This is a genomic window from Pseudoxanthomonas winnipegensis, from assembly GCF_030322905.1.
GTDB classification, from domain to species: Bacteria; Pseudomonadota; Gammaproteobacteria; order Xanthomonadales; family Xanthomonadaceae; genus Pseudoxanthomonas_A; species Pseudoxanthomonas_A winnipegensis.
The window spans coordinates 1,158,115-1,180,744 of record NZ_CP095475.1; the positions used below are offsets into that span (position 1 = coordinate 1,158,115).

The window sequence follows — 22,630 nt, forward strand, 5'->3', positions numbered from 1 at the left end:
CGCTTAAGGCGGGGCGGCGTGGCAGCAGCGGAACGGCTTAGATCTTGCCGACCAGGTCCAGCGACGGCGCCAGGGTCTTGGCGCCTTCCTTCCACTTGGCCGGGCAGACCTCACCCGGGTGCGAGGCCACGTACAGGGCGGCCTTGACCTTGCGCAGGGTGTCGCCGGCTTCGCGGCCGATGCCCTCGGCGGTGATTTCCACCGACTGGATCACGCCCTGCGGGTCGATGATGAAGGTGCCGCGGTCGGCCAGACCCGCCGGACGCAGCACGTCGAAGTTCTTCGAGATCTGGTGGGTCGGGTCGCCGATCATGGCGTACTTGATCTTGCCGATCGCCGCCGAGGTGTCGTGCCAGGCCTTGTGCGAGAAGTGGGTGTCGGTGGAGACCGAGTAGACCTCGACGCCTAGCTTCTGGAACTCGGCGTAATGGTCGGCCAGGTCTTCCAGCTCGGTCGGGCAGACGAAGGTGAAGTCGGCCGGGTAGAACACGACCACGGACCACTTGCCCTTCAGGTCGGCATCGGAGACTTCGATGAACTCGCCGTCCTTGTAGGCGGTGGCCTTGAACGGCAGGATTTCGGTGTTGATGACGGACATCGTTTTCTTCCTTTTTGCTGAGGGGGTGGAGGCGATAGGGGCATCCTACGCACCGCGAATCGATTTCTCAAATCGATGGATGGCATCGAATCGATAGCTGATATCAATTAACGGGCGAGTGCCTCATCCTAGGCCGCGCCACGTTTCAGTTCGGTCACGGCGCGCGGACGAACTCCCCGATCCGCGCCAGCAGCGCCGGGTGCCGGCGGGGCGCGTACAGGTCGATCAGCGGCGCCAGATGGCCACCGGGCAGCCACAGCACCTCGACCTGCCCGCCCGCCGCGCGCAGGCGCTCGGCCAGGTCCTCGGTCTGGCGCGGTTCGACCTCGGTGTCCTTGCGCCCGCTGACCAGCAGGAAGGGCGGCTCGTCGCCATCGACGAAGCCGATCGGCTGCGCGCGCGGCCAGCGCGACGGCGGCCCAAACACCTCGGTGAGCTCCCCGCTGATTTGAAAGTCGTACGGCCCGGCCAGCCCGATCACGCCGGCGATCGCCGAGCGGGGCACGCCCTGGTCGGCCAGATAGTGCGCATCGGTGCCCAGCAGGGCGGCGATCTGTGCCCCGGCCGAATGGCCAGCCAGGAAGATCCGCGCCGGGTTGGCGCCGTAATCGGCCGCATGGGCGCGCGCCCAGGCCACCGCGCGCGCGCCGTCCTCGACGAAGCCGGGAAAGACCGTGTCCGGCGCCAGCCGGTAGTCGGCGATCATCACCACCGCGCCGGTCGAGGCCAGCCGCCGGCCGACGAAGCGGTAATCGCTGCGGGACCCGTGCTGCCAGCTGCCGCCGTAGAAATAGACCAGCACCGGCGCGTCGTGGGCCGCGGCGAGGGGGCGATAGACGTCCAGCGAGAGCTGCCGCACCGGGTCGTAGACGGCTGTGGCGTCGGGCTGGCCCTGACCATGGTTGGCGATGCCGAAGGCCAGGCTCTGGCAGGCGCTCAGGGTCAGCGCGCTCAGCGCGCCCAGACCCAGGCGCAGCAAACGGGAAGGCTTCAAGGCGTAGGGCTCCGGCGAGGACGACAGGGAAGGGCACAGGGTGCAACGGCTACCATGGCGCGAATGAAAACGCAGTCACCCGAACGCCTGGACGCGCTGCTGCGGCACGGCGCCGCACAGCTGGACAGCGACGCGGCGCGCTTCGAGGCCGAGCTGTTGCTGCTGCACGCCCTGGGCCGCGACCGCGCCTGGCTGTTCGCGCATGGCTCCGACCCGGTCGAACCCGCCGTGCACGACGCCTACGCCGCGCTGCTGGCGCGGCGTGCGGCCGGCGAGCCGATCGCCTACATCACCGGCCGGCGCGGCTTCTGGACGCTGGACCTGCGGGTCGGCCCCGCCACGCTGATCCCGCGCGCCGAGACCGAACGCCTGGTCGAACTGGCCCTGGACCGTCTGCCGGCTGACGCACCGGCGCGGGTCGCGGACCTGGGCACCGGCAGCGGCGCCATCGCCCTGGCCATCGCCAGCGAGCGCCCGCTGGCGCAGGTGGTCGCCACCGACGCCAGCGCCGCCGCGCTCGAGATCGCGCAGGCCAACGCGCGCGAACACGGCCTGGGCCAGGTGCGCTTCGTCCACGGCGACTGGCTGGCGCCGCTGGCCGGCGAGCGCTTCGACCTGATCGCCAGCAACCCGCCCTACATCGAGGCCGGCGATGCCCACCTGACGCGCGGCGACCTGCGTTTCGAGCCGGCCAGCGCGCTGGCCTCGGGCGCCGATGGCCTGGACGACATCCGCCGCATCGCCGCCCAGGCGCCCGCGCACCTGCGGCCGGGCGGCTGGCTGCTGCTGGAGCATGGCTTCGATCAAGGCGAGGCGGTGCGCGCGCTGCTGCGTGAGGCGGGCTTCGACCAGGCGCGCACCAAACAGGATCTGGAGCACCGCGACCGCGTGAGCCTGGGTCGCTGGCCCGGCGAGTCGCAACAGGGCGTGGCGTAAACTGCCGATCGTTTTTCCCGACTTCCAGGCCGCCCATGCGCCAGCTCTATCCTGCCATCGAACCCTTCGACACCGGCGAACTCCAGGTCGACGCGCGTCATACGCTCTACTTCGAGCAGTGCGGCAATCCGCAGGGCAAGCCGGTGGTGATGCTGCACGGCGGACCGGGCGGCGGCTGCAACGCGAAGATGCGCCAGTTCCACGATCCGGCCAAGTACCGCATCGTGCTGTTCGATCAGCGCGGCTCCGGCCGCTCGCGGCCGCACGCCGATCTGGTGGACAACACCACCTGGGACCTGGTGGCCGACATCGAGAAGCTGCGCGCGCATCTGGGCATCGAGACCTGGCAGGTATTCGGCGGCAGCTGGGGCTCGACCCTGGCGCTGGCCTACGCGCAGACCCATCCGCAGCGCGTGACCGAGCTGGTGCTGCGCGGCATTTTCATGCTGCGCCGCTGGGAGTTGGAGTGGTTCTACCAGGAAGGCGCCAACCGCCTGTTCCCCGAGGCCTGGCAGCATTACATCGCCGCGATCCCCGAAGTGGAGCGCGCCGATCTGATCTCGGCCTTCCACCGCCGGCTGACCAGCGACGATGCGGCCACGCGCCTGGCCGCCGCGCGCGCCTGGTCGGTATGGGAAGGCGCGACCAGCTATCTGCGCGTGGACGAGGATTTCGTCAGCGGCCACGAGGATGCGGAGTTCGCGCTGGCCTTCGCCCGCATCGAGAACCACTACTTCGTCAACGGCGGCTTCTTCGAGGTCGAGGACCAGCTGCTGCGCGACGCGCACCGCATCGCCGACATCCCCGGCGTGATCGTGCACGGCCGCTACGACGTGGTCTGCCCGATCCAGAACGCGTGGGACCTGCACCAGGCCTGGCCGAAGGCGAGCCTGGAGATCACGCCGACCTCGGGCCACTCGGCCTTCGAGGAAGAGAACATCGACGCGCTGGTGCGCGCGACCGACCGCTTCGCCTGAGCCGGCCGCGCGGTCCAGACCGAGCGGCTTTTCCGACCGGCCGCTGTACGTCGCTCCCGCGGATCGTGGCCTGTGGCGCGCGCGACATATCGGCCGCGCATCGCCTGCCTAGCATTCTCGATACCTTTCGAGAAGAAGCGATGACCATGCTGCGAGGATTGGCCTGTTGCGTGATGTCGTACTCGCTGGCGCTGCCGACCCTGGCGCAGGACGTGGCCACCGCCGTCCCGCAGCTCTGGCAGGCCGACGCGAAGACCAACAGGCAGGCGCAGAAGGCTGCCGAGGAGCGGGCAGCTGCCGATGCTCCGCCACCAAGGTCCGCCGCGGCCTCGCCCAACGGCGGTGGGCGAGGTGAGCCACCGCCGGGCGACCAGGCGCGAGGAAGCGGAATGGGCCGCGGGGGGCGTCACCACGGGGGCGCGAGGGACGGCGGGCACGGGCGTGTCACCGCCGACGCCATGTTCCGGCCGGAGATGGAGTTCGCCGCGCCGCTGGAAGCCTCGCTGGTGCTGTATCGCAGCCGGGAGGCCGTGGTGTTCGGCAATACCCGCGACAGCAACGTCGTGATCCTGCCGCTGACCGGCGAGGCAGTGACGATCGCACCGGGTGTCACCGGCGCCGTACATGACGACGCCGGCGCGCTGAGCGTCGAGTTCCTCACCACCAACGGCATCCATGTCACTTGCCGCTATCGCAACGAAGGCCCGCAGCTCGTGGCGGCGGTGAAGGCGGAAGGTCCGTTCCCGCGCCCGGGCAGCGACTTCGAGGTCGAGCGCCGCTACCACCCTGGCAACGCGGACTGACCGGTCCACCGGCGTTGTCCTCAGGTCAGCGCGTACGCCGGGAGCGTCGCTGCGACCGGCACGCGCGGAGAGAGGGTCGGATCGTCGGTCTCGTCGGTCCAGACCTCGAACTTCTCCAGCGTGTTGAAGCCGAAGCTGTTGCTGATCGCCGCATCGGCCGCATCGCGGCCGCGGGCGATCAGCACGCGGCCGATGCGCGGGGTGTTGTGGCGCGCGTCGAAGGTGTACCAGCGCCCGTCCAGATAGGCCTCGAACCAGGCCGAGAAATCCATCGGCGCATCCACCGGCGGGATGCCGATGTCGCCAAGATAACCGGTGCAGTAGCGCGCCGGGATGTTCATGCAGCGGCACAGGGCGATGGCCGAATGCGCGAAGTCGCGGCACACGCCGCGGCCCTCCTGCAGCGCCTCGACCGCGCCCTTGGTGGCGCGCGCATGCTGGTAGCCGAACTGGATCGCGTTGTGCACGTAGTCGCAGATCGCCTGCACGCGCGCCCAGCCCGGCGGCGTGGCGCCGAACAGGTCCCAGGCCATGGAGACCAGCTGGTCGGTCTCGCAGTAGCGGCTGCCGAGCAGGAACAGCAGGGTGTCGTCCGGCAGCTGGTCCACCGGCACCTCGCGTGCGCCTGGCGCGACCGGATCGGGCTGGCCGTCGTCCTGCACCACCGCGTCGGCGTACAGGGTGAACAGCCCGGCCGGCGCGTGCAGGCGGGTGCAGGTATTGCCGAAGCTGTCGTGGTACTGGCGCATCGGCACGCCGGGCAGGGCGCGCAGCTCCTGGCCGATGACGATGTCGGTGCGGCGGCTGTCGTGGATGTTCAGCGTCACCAGCATCGAGGTGGGCTGCGGCAGCCGGAAGGCGATTTCGTAACCCAGGCGGATGAGCATGTGGGAGGGCGGTCGGGGGACAGCCCTCCATATAGCGGGATTTTCAGGGTTGCGGTGTGAAATCCGGCGCCAGAAGGGTGAACAGGCGCGCCAGCCGCTGCGCCCAGGCGCGCTGGCCCTCGTCGGTGGCGATCAGGTCCTGGCGGATTTCCAGCTCCAGGTGCACCAGCCCGCGCGCCTCGCCGTGCACGGGGATGGCGTAGTCGGTGGCATCGCTGACCGCGTAGGGCTCGTTGTCGCCGACGGTCAGTCCCTCGGCCTCGAGCAGCGGCTTGAGGGCGTGGGCCAGGCGCGCGTCGCGCTGGTACAGCACGCCGGCGTGCCAGGGCCGCACGATGCCGGCGAACACCGGGGTGAAGCTGTGCATGGCGATCAGGATCGTCGGCTGCCCGCGCGCGGCGCGCGCGTCGAGCTGGCCGCGGATCGCGTCGTGGTAGGGCTGGAAGATCTCCGCGGCCCGCTGCGCGCGCTGCTGCGGGTTGGCCGCGACGTTGGCGGCGATGTCGGTGCCGTCGCTGACCGCGGCGATCGAGCCCGGCGCCTCCAGCGGCCGGTTGCAGTCGATCACCAGGCGCGAATAGGTCTGCAGGATCGCGGTGGCGTCCAGCAGCGCGGCCAGCGCGCGCGTGGTGCCGGCGATGCCGATGTCCCAGCCGATGTGGCGGTCCAGCTCGGCCTGCGGCAGGCCCAGCTGGTCCAGCGCGGCCGGTACGGCCTGGCCGGCGTGGTCGGCGATGAGCAGGTAGGGCGAGGCGCCCTGCGCGCCGATCACGGTGAACGGCGGCGGGTCCTGCGGCCCCAGCAGGGTCGGCTCAGTCACGCGGCGTGCCGTCCAGGTGGTGCTCGATCATCCACAGGCCGGCCCAGAGCTTGGCGTCGAGCTCATAGCCCTCGCCGAGCTTGCCCACCAGCCAGGCCGCGGCCTGCGCGCGCGGGATCTCGTGCACGGTGATGTTCTCGTCCTCGTCGCCGCCACCGGGCCCGACGCGGCGCAGGCCGGTGGCGAGCACGAAGGCGATGCGCTCGTTGGTCGAGCCCGAGGACACCGGCCCGATCAGCAGCACCTCGGCGTGCTCGGCGGTCCAGCCGGTTTCCTCCTCCAGCTCGCGGATGGCCGAGACCTCGATCGACTCACCGGCGTGGATGTCGCCGACCAGGCCGGCCGGCATCTCGATGGTCTTGGCCTGCAGCGGCACGCGGAACTGCTCGACGAAGACGATCTTGTCCTCCGGCGTGACGGCGATGATGATCGCCGCCAGTCCGCCGGCGTGGGCGCGCTCGGCGTATTCCCAGGTGCCGCGCCGGATCAGGCGCAGGTACTGGCCGTCGTACATCACTTCTGCGGGTTCGGTCTTGGAACTCATTGGGCCGGCTCGTAGGAGGGGAAATGGGGAGCGTCGTCGTGCGGTGGCGTCCACGGCTGTTCCAGCCCGGAGGCGGCGCGCAGGCGCCGGCGCAGGGTCGGCCCGAAGCGCAGCGCTTCGCACAGTGCGTCGAGCAGCTGACCATCGGCCGGCGCGCGCGCGAAGCCGGGCATGATCCCGTCCAGCGGCGCGTCCAGCGCGATGGTGGTCAGCTGGCGCCACAGCAGGGCGTGTTCGCGCTGCTCGCGCAGGCGCAGGGCGACCTGGGCGGCGCCGCGCAGGCGCAGGAAGGCGACTTCGTCGCAGCGCGCCAGCAGCGCGTCCAGGCTGCCGAAGTGCGCCAGCAGGATTGCCGCGGTCTTGGCGCCGATGCCGCTGACGCCGGGGATGTTGTCGATGGCATCGCCGCACAAAGCCAGGTAGTCGGCGATCTGGTGGGCTTCCACGCCGTGGCGCGCCTTGACCCCGGCCGCGCCCCAGCGCACACCGCGGGCGAAATCCCACTGCTCGTCGCCTTCGCCCAGCAGCTGGGAGAGGTCCTTGTCGGCCGAGACGATCACCCCGCGGAAGCCCAGCGGCCGCGCCGCGTGCAGGGCGCTGCCGATCAGGTCGTCGGCCTCGTACTCGGTATGGGCCAGCACGTTGAAGCCCAGCGCCGCGCACAGCGCCTTGCAGTGCGCGAACTGGCGCCGCAGCTCGGGCGGCGCCGGCTCGCGGTTGCCTTTGTAGGCCGGATACAGGCCATGGCGGAAGCAGCTGTCCAGCGCCTCGTCGAAGGCCACCGCGATATGCGTCGGGCGCTGGCGTTCGCCCAGCTCCAGCAGGAAGCGCGCGAAGCCATGCACGGCATTGGTCGGCCAGCCCTCGGCATCGCGGAACTGATCGGGCATCGAGTGCCAGGCCCGGAACACATACAGGCTGGCATCGACCAGATACAGGTCCTTCAGCACGACCGCGCTCCGCCGCTGCCATGCCTGGCCCGGCAAGACCGCACGCGGGCCGGCTCCGGACTAGGCACGTTCGCCGGTCCAGTCGGTGAGCAGCGCCGCCGCGTCCGGACGCTCGCGCTCGGGGACCTCGATCGCGGCGGTGCCGATATGGATGAAGCCGGCGATGCGCTCGTCCGGGCCCAGGCCCAGCTCGGTGCACACCACCGGATCACTGGCCGCCCAGCCGGTCAGCCATTGCGCGCCGAAGCCGAGCGCCTGCGCGGCCTGCAGCAGGGCGAAGCACACGCTGCCGGCGGTCAGCCATTGCTCCTCGAGCGGCACTTTGTGACCGGGCTGCAGGCGGGCGACCACGGTGACGATGACGGGCGCGTAAGAAAACCTGCCGCGCTCCTTCTCCAACGCCGCCTCGGAGGCCTGCGGATCCTTCTGCCGCGTGCGGGCTTCCAGCAGCCGGCTCATCGCCGCGCGGGCCTGGCCCTCGATGCGGATGAAGCGCCAAGGCACCAGCTTGCCGTGGTCGGGCACGCGGCTGGCGCTCTCCAGCATGCGCATCAGCGTCGGCGTGTCCGGCCCGGGCGCATGAAGCTGCTTTGACGGGACTGAACGGCGCTGGTCGAGCGCTTGCAGCAGTTCTGGGGTCGGCATACGCTGAAGTTTAGCGGCTTGGCACGGTTTTTGAGTGTTGGACAGGTCGACCGGCGCATGCGGCGCCGGTCTCATGGTCATCCGGCCAGGAGATTCTCGAGCGACTTGACGGCACTGACGGGGGCGTGGGATCGGGGCATGTTGAACGGTTTCACCCAGGACAGCAGGCGCGACCGCAATGCGGCGCTGCTGGAGCACTTGCGGCTGCTGGCCGTCGTGCCGCTGGGCGAGATTTTCCAGTCGGTGATGGACGTGCTGCCCGCGCGCCTGGATGAACAGGCCGGCAGCGGCGGCGCCTCGCAGATCGACCTGATCGAGGCCAAGCAGGAAGTCCGTCGCCGCCGCGAACACAGCCTCTCGCGCTTCCGCAGCCACCTGGTCAACGCCTGGCAGCTGCTGGAGCTGGGCCGGCCGCTGTCGGTGGAGTACAAGCTGGCCGAGGCCGACCTGGACCGCGACGGCGCCGCGCGCCTGAGCCTGCTCAGCTACCAGGACATGGAGGTGCGCCTGGCGATCCGGCGCATGGCCGATGCCATCGCCGCGCGCTGGCGGACCGAGCTGATGCGGGTGAACCGCTACGTCGGCCTGCTCGCCGGCGGGATCAAGCTCAGCGACGACACGCTGCCGTTCGGCCCCCATCACCTCGGCGCCGGCGTGTTCGACGCCTTCGAGGAGCTGACCCTGGCCCCGGCCGCGCGGCTGGAGATCATCCGCATCTGCGAGGACGAGCTGCAGTCGCGCCTGGGCGTGCTGTATGCCGGACTGGAACAGCGCCTGATGCAGGTGATCCAGGCCTCAGAGCGCGCGCTGCTGCAGCCGCGCTCGCGCCGGCGCATCCCCAGCGCGCGGCTGATCACCGAGGGTGAGGCCGATGGCGAGCAGGCGCCGGACTGGATCGCGCGCTTCTTCGCCCAGTGGCAGCCGCCGGACGCGGCCGGCGCCGCGCCGGCCGGCAACGAGCACGCCCGCGCGGTGCAGGAGATCCTGCCGGCGGACCTGCACGCGCTGCTGCAGCGCTCGCGCCAGCTCGAGCAGCAGGCCGGCCCGGACGCGCGGCGGGCGCTGTCCCAGCGCGAGCTGCTCTCGGTGCTCTCGCTGCTGCAGTCCATGCCGGAGGAGTCGCCCGCCGGCCCGCGCCCGGCGCGGCTCAAGGACCGGCTGAAGGACGACATCCGCGCCACCGGCGCCAAGCTGGGCATCGACCCGGCGCGGGTGCGGCTGGATCCGGTCGATGAGGACATGCTGGACCTGGTGGCGATGCTGTTCGAGGTGATGCTCGACGAATGCAACCTGCAGGGCCCGGTGCGCCAGGACATGCAGCAGCTGCTGGTGCCCTACGCCAAGGTCGCGCTGCTGAGCCCGGACCTGTTCCTGCGCGAGAACGACCCGCCGCGCCGCCTGCTCAACCTGCTGGCGGACGCCGCCGAATCCCTGGTCGGCGACGAGGCCGCCGAGAAGGCCCTGCGCGCGGAGTTCGACCGCACCGTCGACGCCATCCAGCAGGACTTCGCCGAGCACACCGAGGTGTTCGCCGGCTGGCTGCAGTCCTTCGGCACCGCCTTTGCCAGCTACAAGCGCCGGGTCGAGATCGCCGAGCGCCGCGCCACCGAGCTGCATCGCGCTCAGGAGCGCCGCGAGGAAGCGCGCCGCTTCGCCGACGGCGCCGCCGCCGCGCGGCTGCAGGGCCGCACCCTGCCGCCGGCGATCAGCGATTTCATGACCCGCTACTGGTCGCCCTATGTGGGCATGACCGTGCTGCGCGGGGAGAGCGGCGCGGACGACCTGGCCCAGGCGCTGGCGCTGGCCGATGCGCTGCTGGAGGAACTCGACCTGGCCCGCGTCCACGACCAGGCCCGGCCCTGGCTGGAGCAGCTGCAGCCGGCGCTGACCAAGCTCCTGGACAACCTGGGGCTGAGCCAGGCCGATGCGCAGGCCGCGCGCGCCGCGCTGCGCGATGCACTGTCCGGCCAGGCCAGCAAGGATGCGGCGGCCCTGTCCGAGCTGCCGCCGCTGCCGCGTCCGCCGCTGATCGCCCAGCCCGAGGCGCCCGCGCCGGCGGCGTGGGAGGAGCCGCACGCGCTGGCCGAGGTCGACGAGGTCACCGCCGACTACTTCCGCCAGCTGCCGATGGGCACCTGGCTGGACTTCGTCTCGCGCAGCGGCAGTGTGCGCGCCGGGAAGCTGAGCTGGATCAGCCCGATCTCGGCGCGGCTGATGTTCGTGGACCGCAGCGGCAGCCGCATGTGCGTGGCCTCGCCCGACGAGCTGTCGGCGATGGCGCAGCTGGATCGCGTGCGCATGCACAGGCACGAGGACGCCTTCTACAGCGCCATGCAGGGCGCCATCGATCAGCTGGAAAACTGAGGCGCTAAGTCTTTGTTTTTGGAGGGACAGGCAGTGGGAGTTCCGTCACGGTTCATGGCCCGGGCTCACACTAGGATGACGCAGCGGTCGGGGACCGCATTCCCCCCAGTCTGACCCCCACGGACACGATGCCCGTATGTCTTCTTACGCCGACTTCCAGCACGGACTGGGACGCAGTCCGCGTCTGCTCGAGCAGGCCCGGCGCACGGTACTGCCTGCGCTGACCAGCGCGTTCGGCGAGGCGCTGGGGCGGTTCGACGATGCCTTGTTCGACCGCGCCGAGCGCGCAGGCCCGGCGCAGATGGCCTTCCTGGACGGCATGCGCGAACTGCGCCGCCAGCGCGAACCCTCCGTCGCCCGCTTCCGCGATCACCTGGAGAAGGCCTGGCGCGCGCTGGAGGACGGCAAACCGCTGTCGGTCGACACCGCGCTGACCGACGCCAATGTCACCGGCCTGAGCCTGCTGTCGGAGACCGAGCTGGAATCGCGCCTGGCCGCGCGCAACCTGGCCAGCGTGGTCGGCCGCGACTGCCGCCAGGTGCTGCAGCGCCTGGACCGGCGCCTGGCGATGATCGCCGGGATCGAGGAGCTGGACGCCGAGCACAACCCGATCGGCGCCGAACACGTCGGCGTGGCCCTGCACGAGGCCTTCGCACCCTGCGACTTCGCCCTGGAAGTGCGCCTGACCGTGCTCAAGCTGGGCGAGCGCGAGCTGGTCCCGCAGCTGGGCCGCATCTACGACACGCTCGATCTGCTGCTGGCCCAGGCCGGGGTAATGCCCGAGCAACCCACCGCCGCGCGCAGGCCGGTGCCGCGCCCGGCCGCGCCGCCGCCGGCGGCCATCCCGGGCCTGGAATCGGTGGAGGTGCGCCAGGCCGCCAGCGAGGGCCAGAGCGCGGTCAACGACGACGACGCGCTGCCGGCATGGATGGCGCGCTTCACCGAGCGCCTGAGCTCGCCCGCGCAGCGCTGGCCCGGCGAGGGCCAGGGCTGCGACGGCTACGGCGCCTGGTCCGGGGCCGAGGCGCCGCTGGCGCCCGGCGCGCAAGGCGTGCTGCTCGAGGCCCTGCACCACCTGCTGCAGGAATCGCGCAGCCACCGTGTCGGCGACGTCGCCGCGGCGGGGCCCGGCGATGGCCGCGGCCAGTGCGTGGAAGGCATGGACAGCCGCTCGCTGTCCAAGCGCGAGATGCTCTCGGTGCTGTCCATGCTGCAGACCACGCCCAGCGACACGCTGCAGGAGGTGGCCACCGGCAGCAGCAGCGAATCGCTGGCCCAGCGCCTGAAGAGCGAGGTCATCCAGAACGCCTCGCGCCTGGGCATGGAGCCGGGCGCCACGCGTCTGTCGCCGGTGGACGAGGACGCCATCGACCTGGTCGGCATGCTGTTCGACGTGATGCTCGACGAGCGCGACCTGGAGACCCATTCGCGCGAGCTGATGGGCAAGCTGGTGGTGCCCTTCGTCAAGGTCGCGCTGCTGGACCGGCGCATGTTCGTGCAGAAGACCCATCCGGCGCGGCGCCTGCTCAACGTGCTGGCCGAGGCCTGCGAGGGCAATACCGGCGAGTCGCAGGCCGACCGCACGCTGCTGGCCAAGGTGGAGGAAGTGGTCGACCGGCTGGTGGCCGAGTTCAACGAGAACCTGGCGATCTTCCAGATGTTGGAGGAGGAGTTCCGCGACTTCCTCGGCCAGCACAAGCGCCGCATCGAGATCGCCGAGCGGCGCGCCACCGAGCTGCAGCGCGGCCAGGAGCGGCTGGAGGCGGCGCGGGCGCGCGCCGCGATCGAACTGGCCAAGCGCCTGGAGAGCCGGCGCGTGCCGCAGACGATCGAGGATTTCCTGCGCCAGCCCTGGGCGCACCATCTGACCATGGCCCTGCTGCGCGAGGGCGAGGACAGCCAGATGGCGGCCAGCGCGCTGGCCCTGGCCGACGGCGTGCTGCACGAGCTGGCCGAGGCCCAGGCGCAAGTAGTCGGCAAGCCGTGGCTGTCCGAATGGCGGCACGGGCTGATCAAGGTGTTCAGCAGCGTGGGCATGGGCGGCGAGGCCGCCGGCGCGGCGATCGACGCGCTGCACGACACGTTGCAGGCGGTGTCGGTCTCGCGCCCGGACCTGGAGCGCGCGCTGCCCGATCTGCCGCCGGTGGCCGAACCGGCCGCGCAGGCCGCCGCGGCCGCGGCGCAGTCGCCCAACCTGGCCCTGGTCGGCGGCACCGACGCGCTGGAGTTCGACAGCGCCGATGCCGAGCATTTCCGCGGGCTGCCGATCGGCACCTGGCTGGACTTCATCGACAAGGACAACAAGGTCCAGGCCGGCAAGCTGTCCTGGGTCAGCCCGATCTCGGCGCGGCTGCTGTTCGTCAACCGCCGCGGCGTGCGCTTTTGCGTGGCCTCGCCCGAAGAACTGGCGGTGATGGTGCGGCTGGGTCGCCTGCGCCGGCACCGGCACGAGGACGCCTTTGACAGCGCCATGCAGGGCGTGATCGACCGCCTGGACGGCGTGCTGCGCCAGCCCGGCCCGGGCTGAGGGCCGGCCACCGGCGGCGCGGCGCTTTGCTAGCATCGCGGCTCCTTCGATGGCGGGCGCAACCGGGATGACGGTCGAGGTACGGGTGGTGCGGGAGACGGCAGCGGGCGAACGGCGCGTGGCCGCCGTCCCGGAGACCGTGAAAAAGCTCATCGCCGCCGGCGCCGCCGTGCAGGTCGACTCCGGCGCCGGGGCCGCGGCCGGGTTCCCCGACCAGGCCTATCGCGATGCCGGCGCGGCCGTGGTGGACGCCGGCGCGCCGATCGGCGGCGGATTGGTGCTGTGCGTGCAGTGCCCGCCGGCGTCGGCCATCGCCAGCTGGCCGGCCGGCACCGTGCTGGTGGGCATCCTGCATCCGCAGGCCGATGCCGACCGCGCGCAGGCGCTGCAGCGCGCCGGCGTGCTGGCCTTCCCGCTGGAGCGGCTGCCGCGCACCACACGCGCCCAGGCCATGGACGTGCTCAGCTCGCAGGCCGGCATGGCCGGCTACAAGGCGGTGCTGATCGCGGCCGAGCTGACGCCGCGCTTCTTCCCGATGCTGACCACCGCGGCCGGCACCATCCGGCCCTCCAAGGTGCTGATCGTCGGCGCCGGCGTGGCCGGGCTGCAGGCGATCGCTACCGCGCGCCGGCTGGGCGCGCAGGTGGAAGGCTTCGACGTGCGTCCGGAGACGCGCGAGCAGATCGAATCGCTGGGCGGCAAGTTCCTCGACCTGGGCGTGAGCGCGGCCGGCGAGGGCGGCTATGCGCGCCAGCTCACCGAGGACGAGCGCGCCGAACAGCAGCGCCGCCTGGCCGAACACCTCAAGAGCGTGGACACCCTGGTGTGCACCGCCGCGGTGCCCGGGCGCCCGGCGCCGAAGATCGTCAGCGCCGCGATGGTGGAAGGCATGCGGCCTGGCAGCGTGATCGTCGACCTGGCGGCCGAGACCGGCGGCAACTGCGAACTGACCCAGCCCGGCCAGACCGTGACCACGGAGGGCGGTGTGACCGTCGCCGGGCCGCTCAACCTGGCCAGCCTGGGCGCGGTGCACGCCAGCGAGATGTATGCGCGCAACGTCTACAACTTCGTAGCGCTGTTCCTGAAGGGCGATGCCCTCTCGTTCGACTGGGACGACGAGCTGCTGGCCAAGACGCGATGGCAGGCCGAGGCCGTGCCGGCCTGAAGGCGAGCGGGACGTCCCTCACCTGTAGAGCGGAGCTTGCTCCGCTGCTCTTCGGTGGGATCATCGGGGAAGCCCCAGCGGAGCAAGCTCCGCTCTACAAGTGGATCATCGGGGAAGCCCCAGCGGAGCAAGCTCCGCTCTACAAGTGGATCATCGGGGAAGCCCCAGCGGAGCAAGCTCCGCTCTACAAGTGGATCATCGGGGAAGCCCCAGCGGAGCGAGCTCCGCTCTACGAGTGGGAGCCGGCATGCCGGCGATGCGGCTTTACCGAGAGACCGATCGCCGCCACTGGCCCGAAGGCCACGAACACGGCCCACACCGTCAATCCGGATCGTCTTCCGGCGACGGCAGGTGGGCGCGGACCCAGTCCTCGCGCTGCTGCGGCGTCATGGCGTCCCACTGGTCGCGCAGCTGCTTGCGCTGGGCCGGGGGCAGGGTGCGCATCCGGTCGAACAGGGCGCGGGCCTGGTCGCGCTGCTCGGGACTCATGCGCTCGTAGCGCTCCATGCCGCGCTTGGCCTGGTCGCGCTGCTGCGGGCTCATGCGCTGCCAGCGCTGGGCGTGGTCCATCATCCGGCCGCGCCGGGACGGGTCGTCGTTCCAGCGATCGCGCAGCTGCGAGACCAGCACGTCGCGCTGCTGCGCGGTGAGCTGGTCCCAGGCCGGCCAGTTCTGCTGCGGCCCCTGGTCGCCCGGGGGCGGCGGAGGCGGGGGCGGCGGACGACGGTCCTGCGCGGTGGCCGTGACGGAGCACAGCGCGAGCAGCAACAGCAGCAGGGGGGAAGCAAAGCGGCGCATGGGCGTCATTCCATCTTGGTGTCCGAGGCCCCCAGCCAGACGTACAGGTCCGGGTTCTGGTCCAGCACGTCGGCGGTGCTGACATAGGCGTCGGTGGCATCGGAAGGCAGGGTGGCCTGCACGGCCAGCACCTGGTGGGTGGCGCTGGACGAAACGGCCGGGGAAGAAGGCGGCATCAGCCGGGCGGCGGCGACCACCGCCAGCACGGCCGCCAACGCACTGGCACCCAGCCAGGCGTAGCCGCGCGGCCGCTGCGCGCGGCCGGCGCCGTGGCGCGCATCGCGCAGGCGCGCCAGCGTCTGCGGCGACAGCGCCTGCAGCGAGGCGGCATGGCACTGGCGCATGCGGTGGTCGAAGTCGGACGGGGCGTTCATCGGAACTCCTCCAGTTGTTTCTGCAGAGCGTCGCGCGCACGCGACAGATGCGTCTTGACCGAGCCTTCCGAGCAGCCCATCGCGCGCGCGGTCTGGGCCACGTCCAGCTCCTCCAGCACGCGCAGGGTGAAGGCCTCGCGCTGGCGGGCGGGCAGGCCGCGCAGGGCCTCGACCAGGCGCGCATAGCCTTCGCGCTGGTCGTGGGTGTCGGCCGGGCCGGCGTGCGGATCGGCCCAGTCGATGAGCGACTCCTCGCTGCGCTCGCTGGCCGGCACCATCCAGCGCAGGCGGAAGCGTCCGCGGCGCTGCAGGTCGATCATGCGCCGGCGCAGGATGCTCCAGAACAGCGGCGTCCATTCGGCGGCAGGTTTGTCGGCGTAGGTCAGCATCTTGATCATTGCATCCTGGACCGCGTCCAGCGCGTCCTCGCGGCTGCGCAGCCCGGCCTCGGCGAAGCGGAAGGCGCGGGTGGAGATGCCGCCCAGGAACGCCTCCAGCGAGGCCGGGGGCACGGCGGGCGCAGGCGATTGGATGTCGGGTGGATCGGGGAGCAGGGGACTCACCAGCACGAGGATAGCCAACGCAGCACGGTTACCGGAGCAAACGCGCCGCGCACGGCGCGGTTGACCGGCGCGGCGGGCCCGGTCAGGTCGCGGTTATGATGCGCCCCGCCCCGGTCGGTGCCGGGCGCGGGTCCATGAGGAGCGCGGTTCCATGATCGACGGCTTCGTTGCGCTGTACATCTTCATGCTGGCGGCCATCGCCGGCCACGTCATCATCTCGCGCGTGCCGGTGATCCTGCACACGCCGCTGATGTCCGGTTCCAACTTCATCCACGGCATCGTGCTGATCGGCGCGATGGTGGTGCTGGGCCATGCCGACACCACGCTGGAGAAGGCGCTGGGCTTCGTCGCGGTGCTGCTGGGCGCGGGCAACGCCGCCGGCGGCTACGTGGTGACCGAGCGGATGCTGGACATGTTCAAGCCCAGCCGCAAACCCGGGGACGCGCCGTGAACCCGACCACCGTGGGCGTGCTGGACTGGGTGGTCAGCGCCAGCTATCTGGTGGCGGCCACGCTGTTCCTGCTGGGCCTGCAGCGCATGGCCTCGCCGGTGACCGCGCGCAGCGGCATCCGCTGGGCCGGCGCGGGCATGCTGCTGGCCACCGGCGCCACGTTCTTCCTGCCGGGCCTGCACAACCTGGCGCTGATCGTGCTGGCCATGGCGATCGGCGTCGGCGCGGCCTGGATCTCGGCCAAGAAGGTGGCCATCACCGACATGCCGCAGATGGTGGCGCTGTACAACGGCATGGGCGGCGGTTCGGCCGCGGCCATCGGCGCGGTGGAACTGCTGCGCTACGCCTTCATCGTCCATCGCGACACGTCCAACTGGAGCGAGGCCGCCGTGGCCCAGCTGGCCGCGCGTGCGCCCGGGGCGACCACCCTGGCGCTGGCGGTGATCGGCTCGGCCATCGGCGCGGTGTCGCTGTCCGGCTCGGTGATCGCGTGGGCCAAGCTGGACGGGCGCCTGGATCGGCGCGTGACCTTCCCGGGCCAGCAGCTGTTCAACCTGGGCGTGGCGCTGGCGGTGGTCGCGCTGGGCGTGTGGGCGGCGGTGTCGCTGTCGCCGCTGGCGATCGTGGCCTTCTTCGTGGCCGCGCTGGCGCTGGGCGTGCTGATGACCCTGCCCATCGGCGGGGCGGACATGCCGGTGGTGATCTCGCTGTACAACGCCTTCACCGGCCTGGCGGTGTCCTTCGAGGGCTACGTGCTGGGCAACGAGGCGCTGATCATCGCCGGCATGATGGTCGGTGCGGCCGGCATCCTGCTGACCCGGCTGATGGCCAAGGCGATGAACCGCCCGGTCAGCGGCGTGCTGTTCTCTAACTTCGGCGGCGGCGGCGCGGCGGCCGAGATCAGCGGCACGCAGAAGCCGATCGAGGCCGGCGACGTGGCGGCGATGATGGCCTACGCCGAACGCGTGGTGATCGTGCCCGGCTACGGCATGGCCGTGGCCCAGGCCCAGCACAAGATCTGGGAGCTGGCCCAGCGCCTGATCGCGCGCGGGGTGAAGGTGAAATTCGCCATCCACCCGGTCGCCGGGCGCATGCCCGGGCACATGAACGTGCTGCTGGCCGAGGCGGGCGTGCCCTACGACCTGATCGCCGACATGGACGACGTCAACCCCGAGTTCCCCAACACCGACGTGTCGCTGGTGATCGGCGCCAACGACGTGGTCAACCCGGTCGCCAAGACCGATCCGGCCAGCCCGATCTACGGCATGCCGATCCTGGACGTGGTCGAGTCCCGCAACGTCATCGTGATCAAGCGCGGCAAGGGCACCGGCTTTGCCGGCATCGAGAACGCGCTGTTCTACGCCGACAACACGCGCATGCTCTACGGCGACGGCGCGGAGATGGCCAGCGCGCTGGTGAGCGAACTCAAGGCGCTCGACGGCGGCCACTGAGCCGCCGGCAGCACCGGCGCGCTGGCCGTCAGCGCGCCAGCACCGCCGCCACGATCACCGCCAGCGCCATCAGCGCCCAGTCCAGCGGCGTGGTGGCCAGCGTGATCAGGGTCCAGGCCAGGTGCGCGCCGAGCTTGCCGGCCGATTCCTGCGGCGTCACGCCCATCATCACGCCTACCTGCAGCACCACGATGCCCCAGTTGGCCCAGACCACGGTCAGCAGGGTCAGCAGGCCGGCCCACAGCGCGCGCCACGCGCCGGGCGCCATGCCGCCGGCGCGCAGCAGCCAGGCCGCGGTCAGCGCCGGCAGCAGCGCCATCCAGCCGCACTGGCGGTCCAGCCAGGCGGCCAGGCCGATCCACATCAGCGATTGCAGCAGGGCCAGCAGCGCGAAGACGACCAGGGCGGTCAGCGGAGGGAAGCGAACGGACGGGGCGGGCATCGGCAACGGCGCGCAGGGCAATCGGACAAGCATACCCGTCCCGGCCGGCGCGATCGGCCCGCAACGCTGTGGCGCGCGGCGTGGCGCCGTGGCCGGGCGATGCGCCGGGTAGAATGCGCGCTTGCCTCGCGGCCCCGCGTCCCCATTTCTCCCCCATGTATTCCAGCAGCAGCGAACCGGTCCAGTTCGAGCGTGATTGCGCCGCCGTCATGGTGCCCGCCGGCGAGTCGGTGACGCTCCCGGCCGGCACCTACGGTTACATCACCCAGGCCCTGGGCGGCAGTTACACCGTCTTCGTCGAAGGCAATCTGTTCCGCATTGCGGGCAAGGACGCCGATGCGCTGGGCAAGGAGCCGCCCGAGCCGCTGGAACTGGACGACAACGCCAGCGACGAGCAGGTCGAGCAGCTGGTCTGGCGCCAGCTGCGCACCTGCTTCGACCCGGAAATCCCGTTCAACATCGTCGATCTGGGCCTGGTCTACGAGGTCGACCTGCGCCATCGCGACGGGGGCGAGCGCGAGGTGGGCGTCAAGATGACCCTGACCGCGCCCGGCTGCGGCATGGGCGAGATCCTGGTCGACGACGTGCGCAGCAAGCTGGAGATGATCCCCACCGTCACCGAGGCCGATGTCGAGCTGGTGTTCGACCCGCCGTGGAACCGCACGATGATGTCCGAGGCCGCGCGCCTGGAAACCGGCATGCTGTAAGGCGCCGCGCCGGGGCCGGCGCATTGGTTGCGTGTGGTCGCGTCGGGTGAATCGCCGCGCGCGCGGCGCTATCCTTGCCGGGTTTTGTCCTCCAGCAAGGTCGCGGTCCATGTCTTCGTCCCAGGCTTTCACCGTCCAGCCCTCCGCCGCCGCGCGCAGCGATGCCGATCGCCAGGCGATCCTCGCCGCACCGGGCTTCGGCAACCACTTCACCGACCACATGGTCGCCATCCGTTGGACGCGCGCCGACGGCTGGCACGACGCCCGGGTGCAGCCCTACGGTCCGCTGTCGCTGGATCCGGCCGCCTCGGTGCTGCACTACGGCCAGGAGATCTTCGAAGGCATCAAGGCCTATCGCCACGCCGATGGCTCGATCTGGACCTTCCGCCCGCAGGCCAACGGCGCGCGCCTGCAGCGCTCGGCCAAGCGCCTGGCGCTGCCGGAGCTGCCGGTGGAGTTGTTCGTCGAGTCGCTGCGCCAGCTGATCGCCGTCGACGGCGCCTGGGTGCCCTCGGCGCCGGAAACCAGCCTGTATTTCCGCCCCTTCATGATCGCCGACGAGGCCTTCCTGGGCGTGCGCGCGGCGCAGAAGGCGTCCTATTACGTCATCGCCAGCCCGGCCGGCCCGTACTTCACCAAGGGCGTGGCGCCGGTGTCGATCTGGCTGTCCACCGACTATGCGCGCGCCGGCAAGGGCGGCACGGGCGCGGCCAAGTGCGGCGGCAACTACGCCGCCTCGCTGCTGCCGCAGACCATCGCCCAGGCCCAGGGCTGCTCGCAGGTGCTGTTCCTGGACCCGGTCGAGGGCAAGTACGTCGAGGAACTGGGCGGCATGAACGTGTTCCTGGTCTTCGCCGACGGCCGCCTGGTCACCCCGGCGCTGTCCGGCAGCATCCTGGAAGGCATCACCCGCGAATCCATCCTGCAGCTGGCGCGCGACCGCCGCCTGCAGGTCGAGGAGCGCAAGGTCTCCATCGACGAGTGGAAGCAGGGCGTGGCCGACGGCACGATCTCCGAGGTCTTCGCCTGCGGCACCGCCGCGGTGGTCACCCCGATCGGCGAGCTGAAGGGCGAGGGCTTCGCCGTGGGCAGCCCGGATGCGCCGGCCGGCGAGGTCACCATGTCGCTGCGCAAGGAGCTGACCGACATCCAGTACGGCCGCCTGCCGGACCGCCACGGCTGGCTGGTGCGCCTGGATGCCTGATCGCAGGCCCTGACGCGCCGTAGCAAGCGGCCCCCGACGCCCGGCCTCGCGCCGGGCGTCGTCGTTTGCGGCGGAGGATTTCTCGCCGAGGTCGCGGAATGGCGCGCTCAGGCCTTGAAAAGCCAAGGCGAGACAGGTTGCGACAGCAACGGATCGCATCCTGATGGTTTCAGTGGGTGTCTAGATGAGTTTTTTTCATGACGCACTCGGTCACAAAATGACATCGAGGCCATCTCGCGGCACGTTCGCCTCGGTTAGGTTTCGGTCAGGTTCGCCATAACGGCAAACCCGTCCGCCGGAGGTCACACGCGCTGCAATCCACGCCAAACAGCCCCCGATGTGGCCGTGGGTCATCGCCGGTTCTTCTCCGCGCCAAGCGCGGTCTACTCAAGCGAAAAAGGAATTCACGATGTCCGATGTTGTGTCCAAGCGTCGTCTGCAGCTGCGTGCCCTGACCGCCGCAACCGCCATCGCGTTGTCCACGATGGTGTTGTCCCCGGCGATGGCCCAGGGTCGGGTCAACCTCAGCGGCCTGCAGTCGACCGAGCAGCAAGGATTCCAGCGCTTCATCGTCAAGTACCGTGACGGCAGCACCAAGGCGACCAGCGACGCGTCGCTGACCCAATCGCTGAGCGGCATCGCGCGCGCCGTGCCCTCGGCGCAGGGCGCGGCCCTGGGGCTGCGGCACCTGCGCCGCACCGCGGTGGGTTCGGATGTGGTGGTGGCCAGCCGCAAGCTGGACCGCGCCGACGCCGAGACGCTGATGCGCCAGATCGCCGCCGATCCCGACGTGGATTATGTGGAGGTGGACAAGCTCAATCGTCCCACCCTGACGCCCAACGACACGCGTTTCAGCGAGCAGTGGGACCTGGGCACCGGCACCGGCGGCATGTACGCCACCACGGCGTGGGACGTGACCAATGGCGCGGGCACGGTGGTGGCGGTGCTGGATACCGGCATCACCTCGCACTCGGACCTCAGCGCCAACATCCTGCCCGGCTATGACTTCATCACCGCCTACACGCTGCCGGGCGGCACCACCATCGGCAACGACGGCAACGGCCGCGATTCGGATCCCAGCGATCCGGGCGACTGGCTGGCCGTCGGCGAGTGCGGCACCGATTCGCAGGGCCGCCCGGTGCCGCAGTCTGCGCAGAACAGCAGCTGGCACGGCACCCACGTAGCCGGCACCATCGCCGCGGTCACCAACAACAGCAAGGGCGTGGCCGGTATCGCCTACGGCGCCAAGGTCGTGCCGGTGCGCGTGCTGGGCAAGTGCGGCGGCTTCGATTCGGACATCGCCGACGCGATCGTCTGGGCCTCCGGCGGCACGGTCAGCGGCGTGCCCGCCAACCAGAATCCGGCCGAGGTGATCAACCTCAGCCTGGGCGGCAGCGGCGCCTGCGGCACGACCACGCAGACCGCGATCAACGGCGCCGTGTCGCGTGGCACCACGCTGGTGATCGCCGCCGGCAACGACAACACCAACGTCTCCAACGCCAGCCCGGCCAACTGCAACAACGTCGTCGCCGTGGGCGCTACCACCAGCAGCGGGGCGCGTGCCAGCTACTCCAACTACGGTTCGCTGGTGGACATCGCCGCGCCGGGCTCGGGCATCCTCTCCACCCTCAACTCCGGCACCACCTCGCCCGGTTCGGAGACCTACGCCTCCTACAGCGGCACCTCGATGGCCACCCCGCACGTGGCGGCCGTGGTGGCGCTGATGCAGTCGGTGGCCAACCCGGCGCTGACCCCGGCCCAGGTCGAGACGATCCTGAAGAACACCGCGCGGGCCTTCCCGTCCACGCCTTCGCAGCCGATCGGTGCGGGTATCGTGCAGGCGCGCGCGGCGGTGGATGCCGCCAAGGCGGGTGGTAGCAGTGGCGGCGGCGGTAGCAGTGGTTCGACGCTCACCAACGGTGTGGCGGTGACCGGGCTGTCGGCCAGCACCGGCAACTCGGTCAACTACACGCTCAACGTGCCGGCCGGCGCCACCAACCTGAAGTTCACCATCAGCGGTGGCTCGGGCGATGCGGACCTGTATGTGAGGTTCGGCAGTGCGCCGACCGATTCGACCTACGCCTGCCGGCCGTACAAGTCGGGTAATTCGGAGAGCTGCAGCTTCGCCTCGCCGCAGACCGGGACCTACTACGTGCGGGTCAAGGCCTACTCGACCTATTCGGGCGTGCAGCTGACCGGGAGCTACACCCCGTAACCCGTCACCAGGTTCGCAGGGTCGCGCAAGGATTGCGCGGGGTTAAGGACGCCCGCCCTGCGCCGTAAGGAAGCGCGCAACGAACGACCCGCCGGAGCAGGATGCCCGGCGGGTTTTTTGTTGTTGTTCCGCTGGAGTGCGGGTGCGTGCGCTACGACGAGCGCACTTCGCCCGCCAGCCTTGATCCGGCCGGGCGCGGCTCCTCGGCTCAGTCC

22 protein-coding genes are annotated in these 22,630 nt (G+C 70.8%); 11 read left to right on the plus strand and 11 right to left on the minus strand.

Going from position 1 to position 22,630, the window contains the following annotated elements; genetic code table 11:
- Positions 1-37: 37 nt before the first annotated feature.
- Entirely contained in the window at positions 38-598 is a 561-nt protein-coding gene (ahpC, locus tag MWN52_RS04985; protein ID WP_130515863.1) for an alkyl hydroperoxide reductase subunit C, read from the minus strand.
- Positions 599-752: 154 nt separating this feature from the next.
- Entirely contained in the window at positions 753-1,592 is an 840-nt protein-coding gene (locus MWN52_RS04990) for an alpha/beta hydrolase (RefSeq protein ID WP_286576881.1), read from the minus strand.
- 63 nt (positions 1,593-1,655) lie between these two features.
- Between MWN52_RS04990 and prmC the strand changes: the two genes are divergently transcribed.
- From prmC to MWN52_RS05005, 3 genes are all read left to right on the plus strand, one after another.
- On the plus strand, positions 1,656-2,528 hold the full coding sequence (prmC, locus tag MWN52_RS04995) for a peptide chain release factor N(5)-glutamine methyltransferase (protein ID WP_286576882.1): 873 nt from the start codon (positions 1,656-1,658) through the stop codon (positions 2,526-2,528).
- 35 nt (positions 2,529-2,563) lie between these two features.
- Positions 2,564-3,505, plus strand: coding sequence for a prolyl aminopeptidase (gene pip, locus MWN52_RS05000; RefSeq protein WP_286576883.1), 942 nt, complete (start codon positions 2,564-2,566; stop codon positions 3,503-3,505).
- Between the two features lie 140 nt (positions 3,506-3,645).
- Positions 3,646-4,308 carry a hypothetical protein gene (locus MWN52_RS05005; protein ID WP_286576884.1) on the plus strand — a complete coding sequence of 221 codons (663 nt, stop codon included), beginning with the start codon at positions 3,646-3,648 and terminating at the stop codon, positions 4,306-4,308.
- 20 nt (positions 4,309-4,328) lie between these two features.
- Here MWN52_RS05005 and MWN52_RS05010 read toward each other — a convergent pair whose 3' ends face one another.
- The 5 genes from MWN52_RS05010 to MWN52_RS05030 all read right to left on the minus strand — a co-directional run bounded on the left by MWN52_RS05010 (position 4,329) and on the right by MWN52_RS05030 (position 8,154).
- Positions 4,329-5,195, minus strand: a complete 867-nt coding sequence (locus MWN52_RS05010; protein ID WP_286576885.1) for a transglutaminase-like domain-containing protein — start codon at positions 5,193-5,195, stop codon at positions 4,329-4,331.
- Between the two features lie 43 nt (positions 5,196-5,238).
- Positions 5,239-6,015 (minus strand): N-formylglutamate amidohydrolase, encoded by a 777-nt coding sequence (locus MWN52_RS05015; protein ID WP_286576886.1) that lies wholly within the window; start codon positions 6,013-6,015, stop codon positions 5,239-5,241.
- Complete coding sequence (locus MWN52_RS05020) at positions 6,008-6,559, minus strand: NUDIX hydrolase (protein WP_286576887.1); 552 nt, start codon at positions 6,557-6,559, stop codon at positions 6,008-6,010. Before MWN52_RS05020 ends, MWN52_RS05015 begins: the two co-directional genes overlap by 8 nt.
- Positions 6,556-7,449 carry a 5'-3' exonuclease gene (locus tag MWN52_RS05025; RefSeq protein ID WP_234852628.1) on the minus strand — a complete coding sequence of 298 codons (894 nt, stop codon included), beginning with the start codon at positions 7,447-7,449 and terminating at the stop codon, positions 6,556-6,558. The genes MWN52_RS05020 and MWN52_RS05025 overlap by 4 nt, the downstream gene beginning before the upstream one ends.
- Positions 7,450-7,569: 120 nt before the next feature.
- On the minus strand, positions 7,570-8,154 hold the full coding sequence (locus tag MWN52_RS05030; RefSeq protein ID WP_286576888.1) for a nitroreductase family protein: 585 nt from the start codon (positions 8,152-8,154) through the stop codon (positions 7,570-7,572).
- 138 nt (positions 8,155-8,292) lie between these two features.
- Here MWN52_RS05030 and MWN52_RS05035 point away from each other — a divergent pair, with 138 nt between their 5' ends.
- From MWN52_RS05035 to MWN52_RS05045, 3 genes are all read left to right on the plus strand, one after another.
- The gene (locus MWN52_RS05035) at positions 8,293-10,518 is read left to right on the plus strand and encodes a DUF1631 family protein (protein WP_286576889.1); all 2,226 of its coding nucleotides are present in this window, start codon (positions 8,293-8,295) and stop codon (positions 10,516-10,518) included.
- A gap of 136 nt (positions 10,519-10,654) precedes the next feature.
- A complete protein-coding gene (locus tag MWN52_RS05040) occupies positions 10,655-13,045 on the plus strand; it encodes a DUF1631 domain-containing protein (RefSeq protein WP_286576890.1) in 2,391 nt (796 codons plus the stop codon).
- A 67-nt stretch (positions 13,046-13,112) separates the two neighbouring features.
- A complete protein-coding gene (locus tag MWN52_RS05045) occupies positions 13,113-14,210 on the plus strand; it encodes an NAD(P) transhydrogenase subunit alpha (protein ID WP_130523390.1) in 1,098 nt (365 codons plus the stop codon).
- A gap of 321 nt (positions 14,211-14,531) precedes the next feature.
- Here MWN52_RS05045 and MWN52_RS05050 read toward each other — a convergent pair whose 3' ends face one another.
- From MWN52_RS05050 to MWN52_RS05060, 3 genes are read right to left on the minus strand one after another with little or no spacing between them, the layout of a single operon-like run.
- Complete coding sequence (locus tag MWN52_RS05050; protein WP_286576891.1) at positions 14,532-15,017, minus strand: DUF3106 domain-containing protein; 486 nt, start codon at positions 15,015-15,017, stop codon at positions 14,532-14,534.
- Positions 15,014-15,382 (minus strand): hypothetical protein, encoded by a 369-nt coding sequence (locus MWN52_RS05055; RefSeq protein WP_286576892.1) that lies wholly within the window; start codon positions 15,380-15,382, stop codon positions 15,014-15,016. The genes MWN52_RS05050 and MWN52_RS05055 overlap by 4 nt, the downstream gene beginning before the upstream one ends.
- Positions 15,379-15,951 (minus strand): RNA polymerase sigma factor, encoded by a 573-nt coding sequence (locus tag MWN52_RS05060; RefSeq protein ID WP_130515885.1) that lies wholly within the window; start codon positions 15,949-15,951, stop codon positions 15,379-15,381. Before MWN52_RS05060 ends, MWN52_RS05055 begins: the two co-directional genes overlap by 4 nt.
- A gap of 145 nt (positions 15,952-16,096) precedes the next feature.
- Between MWN52_RS05060 and MWN52_RS05065 the strand changes: the two genes are divergently transcribed.
- Positions 16,097-16,396, plus strand: coding sequence for an NAD(P) transhydrogenase subunit alpha part 2 (locus tag MWN52_RS05065; RefSeq protein WP_130515887.1), 300 nt, complete (start codon positions 16,097-16,099; stop codon positions 16,394-16,396).
- Positions 16,393-17,847, plus strand: coding sequence for an NAD(P)(+) transhydrogenase (Re/Si-specific) subunit beta (locus tag MWN52_RS05070; protein ID WP_286576893.1), 1,455 nt, complete (start codon positions 16,393-16,395; stop codon positions 17,845-17,847). Before MWN52_RS05065 ends, MWN52_RS05070 begins: the two co-directional genes overlap by 4 nt.
- Positions 17,848-17,875: 28 nt before the next feature.
- Here the strand turns inward: MWN52_RS05070 and MWN52_RS05075 are convergent, their stop codons facing one another.
- Positions 17,876-18,289 (minus strand): hypothetical protein, encoded by a 414-nt coding sequence (locus tag MWN52_RS05075; protein WP_286576894.1) that lies wholly within the window; start codon positions 18,287-18,289, stop codon positions 17,876-17,878.
- Between the two features lie 155 nt (positions 18,290-18,444).
- Between MWN52_RS05075 and sufT the strand changes: the two genes are divergently transcribed.
- The 3 genes from sufT to MWN52_RS05090 all read left to right on the plus strand — a co-directional run bounded on the left by sufT (position 18,445) and on the right by MWN52_RS05090 (position 22,415).
- Complete coding sequence (sufT, locus tag MWN52_RS05080; RefSeq protein WP_130515893.1) at positions 18,445-18,996, plus strand: putative Fe-S cluster assembly protein SufT; 552 nt, start codon at positions 18,445-18,447, stop codon at positions 18,994-18,996.
- 109 nt (positions 18,997-19,105) lie between these two features.
- Positions 19,106-20,200, plus strand: coding sequence for a branched-chain amino acid aminotransferase (locus MWN52_RS05085; protein WP_286576896.1), 1,095 nt, complete (start codon positions 19,106-19,108; stop codon positions 20,198-20,200).
- Between the two features lie 409 nt (positions 20,201-20,609).
- Positions 20,610-22,415, plus strand: coding sequence for a S8 family peptidase (locus MWN52_RS05090; RefSeq protein ID WP_286576897.1), 1,806 nt, complete (start codon positions 20,610-20,612; stop codon positions 22,413-22,415).
- Positions 22,416-22,630 lie beyond the last annotated feature (215 nt).

What these genes read in the sequence shown, in the direction of transcription:
- MWN52_RS05045 (WP_130523390.1), top strand. Translation starts at nt 13,113, where the DNA reads ATGACGGTCGAGGTACGGGTGGTGCGGGAGACGGCAGCGGGCGAACGG.
- MWN52_RS05010 (WP_286576885.1), bottom strand. Translation starts at nt 5,195, where the DNA reads ATGCTCATCCGCCTGGGTTACGAAATCGCCTTCCGGCTGCCGCAGCCC.
- MWN52_RS05075 (WP_286576894.1), bottom strand. Translation starts at nt 18,289, where the DNA reads ATGCCCGCCCCGTCCGTTCGCTTCCCTCCGCTGACCGCCCTGGTCGTC.
- MWN52_RS05085 (WP_286576896.1), top strand. Translation starts at nt 19,106, where the DNA reads ATGTCTTCGTCCCAGGCTTTCACCGTCCAGCCCTCCGCCGCCGCGCGC.
- MWN52_RS05025 (WP_234852628.1), bottom strand. Translation starts at nt 7,449, where the DNA reads ATGCCCGATCAGTTCCGCGATGCCGAGGGCTGGCCGACCAATGCCGTG.
- MWN52_RS05020 (WP_286576887.1), bottom strand. Translation starts at nt 6,559, where the DNA reads ATGAGTTCCAAGACCGAACCCGCAGAAGTGATGTACGACGGCCAGTAC.
- pip (WP_286576883.1), top strand. Translation starts at nt 2,564, where the DNA reads ATGCGCCAGCTCTATCCTGCCATCGAACCCTTCGACACCGGCGAACTC.
- MWN52_RS05030 (WP_286576888.1), bottom strand. Translation starts at nt 8,154, where the DNA reads ATGCCGACCCCAGAACTGCTGCAAGCGCTCGACCAGCGCCGTTCAGTC.
- ahpC (WP_130515863.1), bottom strand. Translation starts at nt 598, where the DNA reads ATGTCCGTCATCAACACCGAAATCCTGCCGTTCAAGGCCACCGCCTAC.
- MWN52_RS05005 (WP_286576884.1), top strand. Translation starts at nt 3,646, where the DNA reads ATGACCATGCTGCGAGGATTGGCCTGTTGCGTGATGTCGTACTCGCTG.
- MWN52_RS05065 (WP_130515887.1), top strand. Translation starts at nt 16,097, where the DNA reads ATGATCGACGGCTTCGTTGCGCTGTACATCTTCATGCTGGCGGCCATC.
- MWN52_RS05050 (WP_286576891.1), bottom strand. Translation starts at nt 15,017, where the DNA reads ATGACGCCCATGCGCCGCTTTGCTTCCCCCCTGCTGCTGTTGCTGCTC.
- MWN52_RS05090 (WP_286576897.1), top strand. Translation starts at nt 20,610, where the DNA reads ATGTCCGATGTTGTGTCCAAGCGTCGTCTGCAGCTGCGTGCCCTGACC.
- sufT (WP_130515893.1), top strand. Translation starts at nt 18,445, where the DNA reads ATGTATTCCAGCAGCAGCGAACCGGTCCAGTTCGAGCGTGATTGCGCC.
- MWN52_RS05055 (WP_286576892.1), bottom strand. Translation starts at nt 15,382, where the DNA reads ATGAACGCCCCGTCCGACTTCGACCACCGCATGCGCCAGTGCCATGCC.
- MWN52_RS05040 (WP_286576890.1), top strand. Translation starts at nt 10,655, where the DNA reads ATGTCTTCTTACGCCGACTTCCAGCACGGACTGGGACGCAGTCCGCGT.
- prmC (WP_286576882.1), top strand. Translation starts at nt 1,656, where the DNA reads ATGAAAACGCAGTCACCCGAACGCCTGGACGCGCTGCTGCGGCACGGC.
- MWN52_RS05035 (WP_286576889.1), top strand. Translation starts at nt 8,293, where the DNA reads ATGTTGAACGGTTTCACCCAGGACAGCAGGCGCGACCGCAATGCGGCG.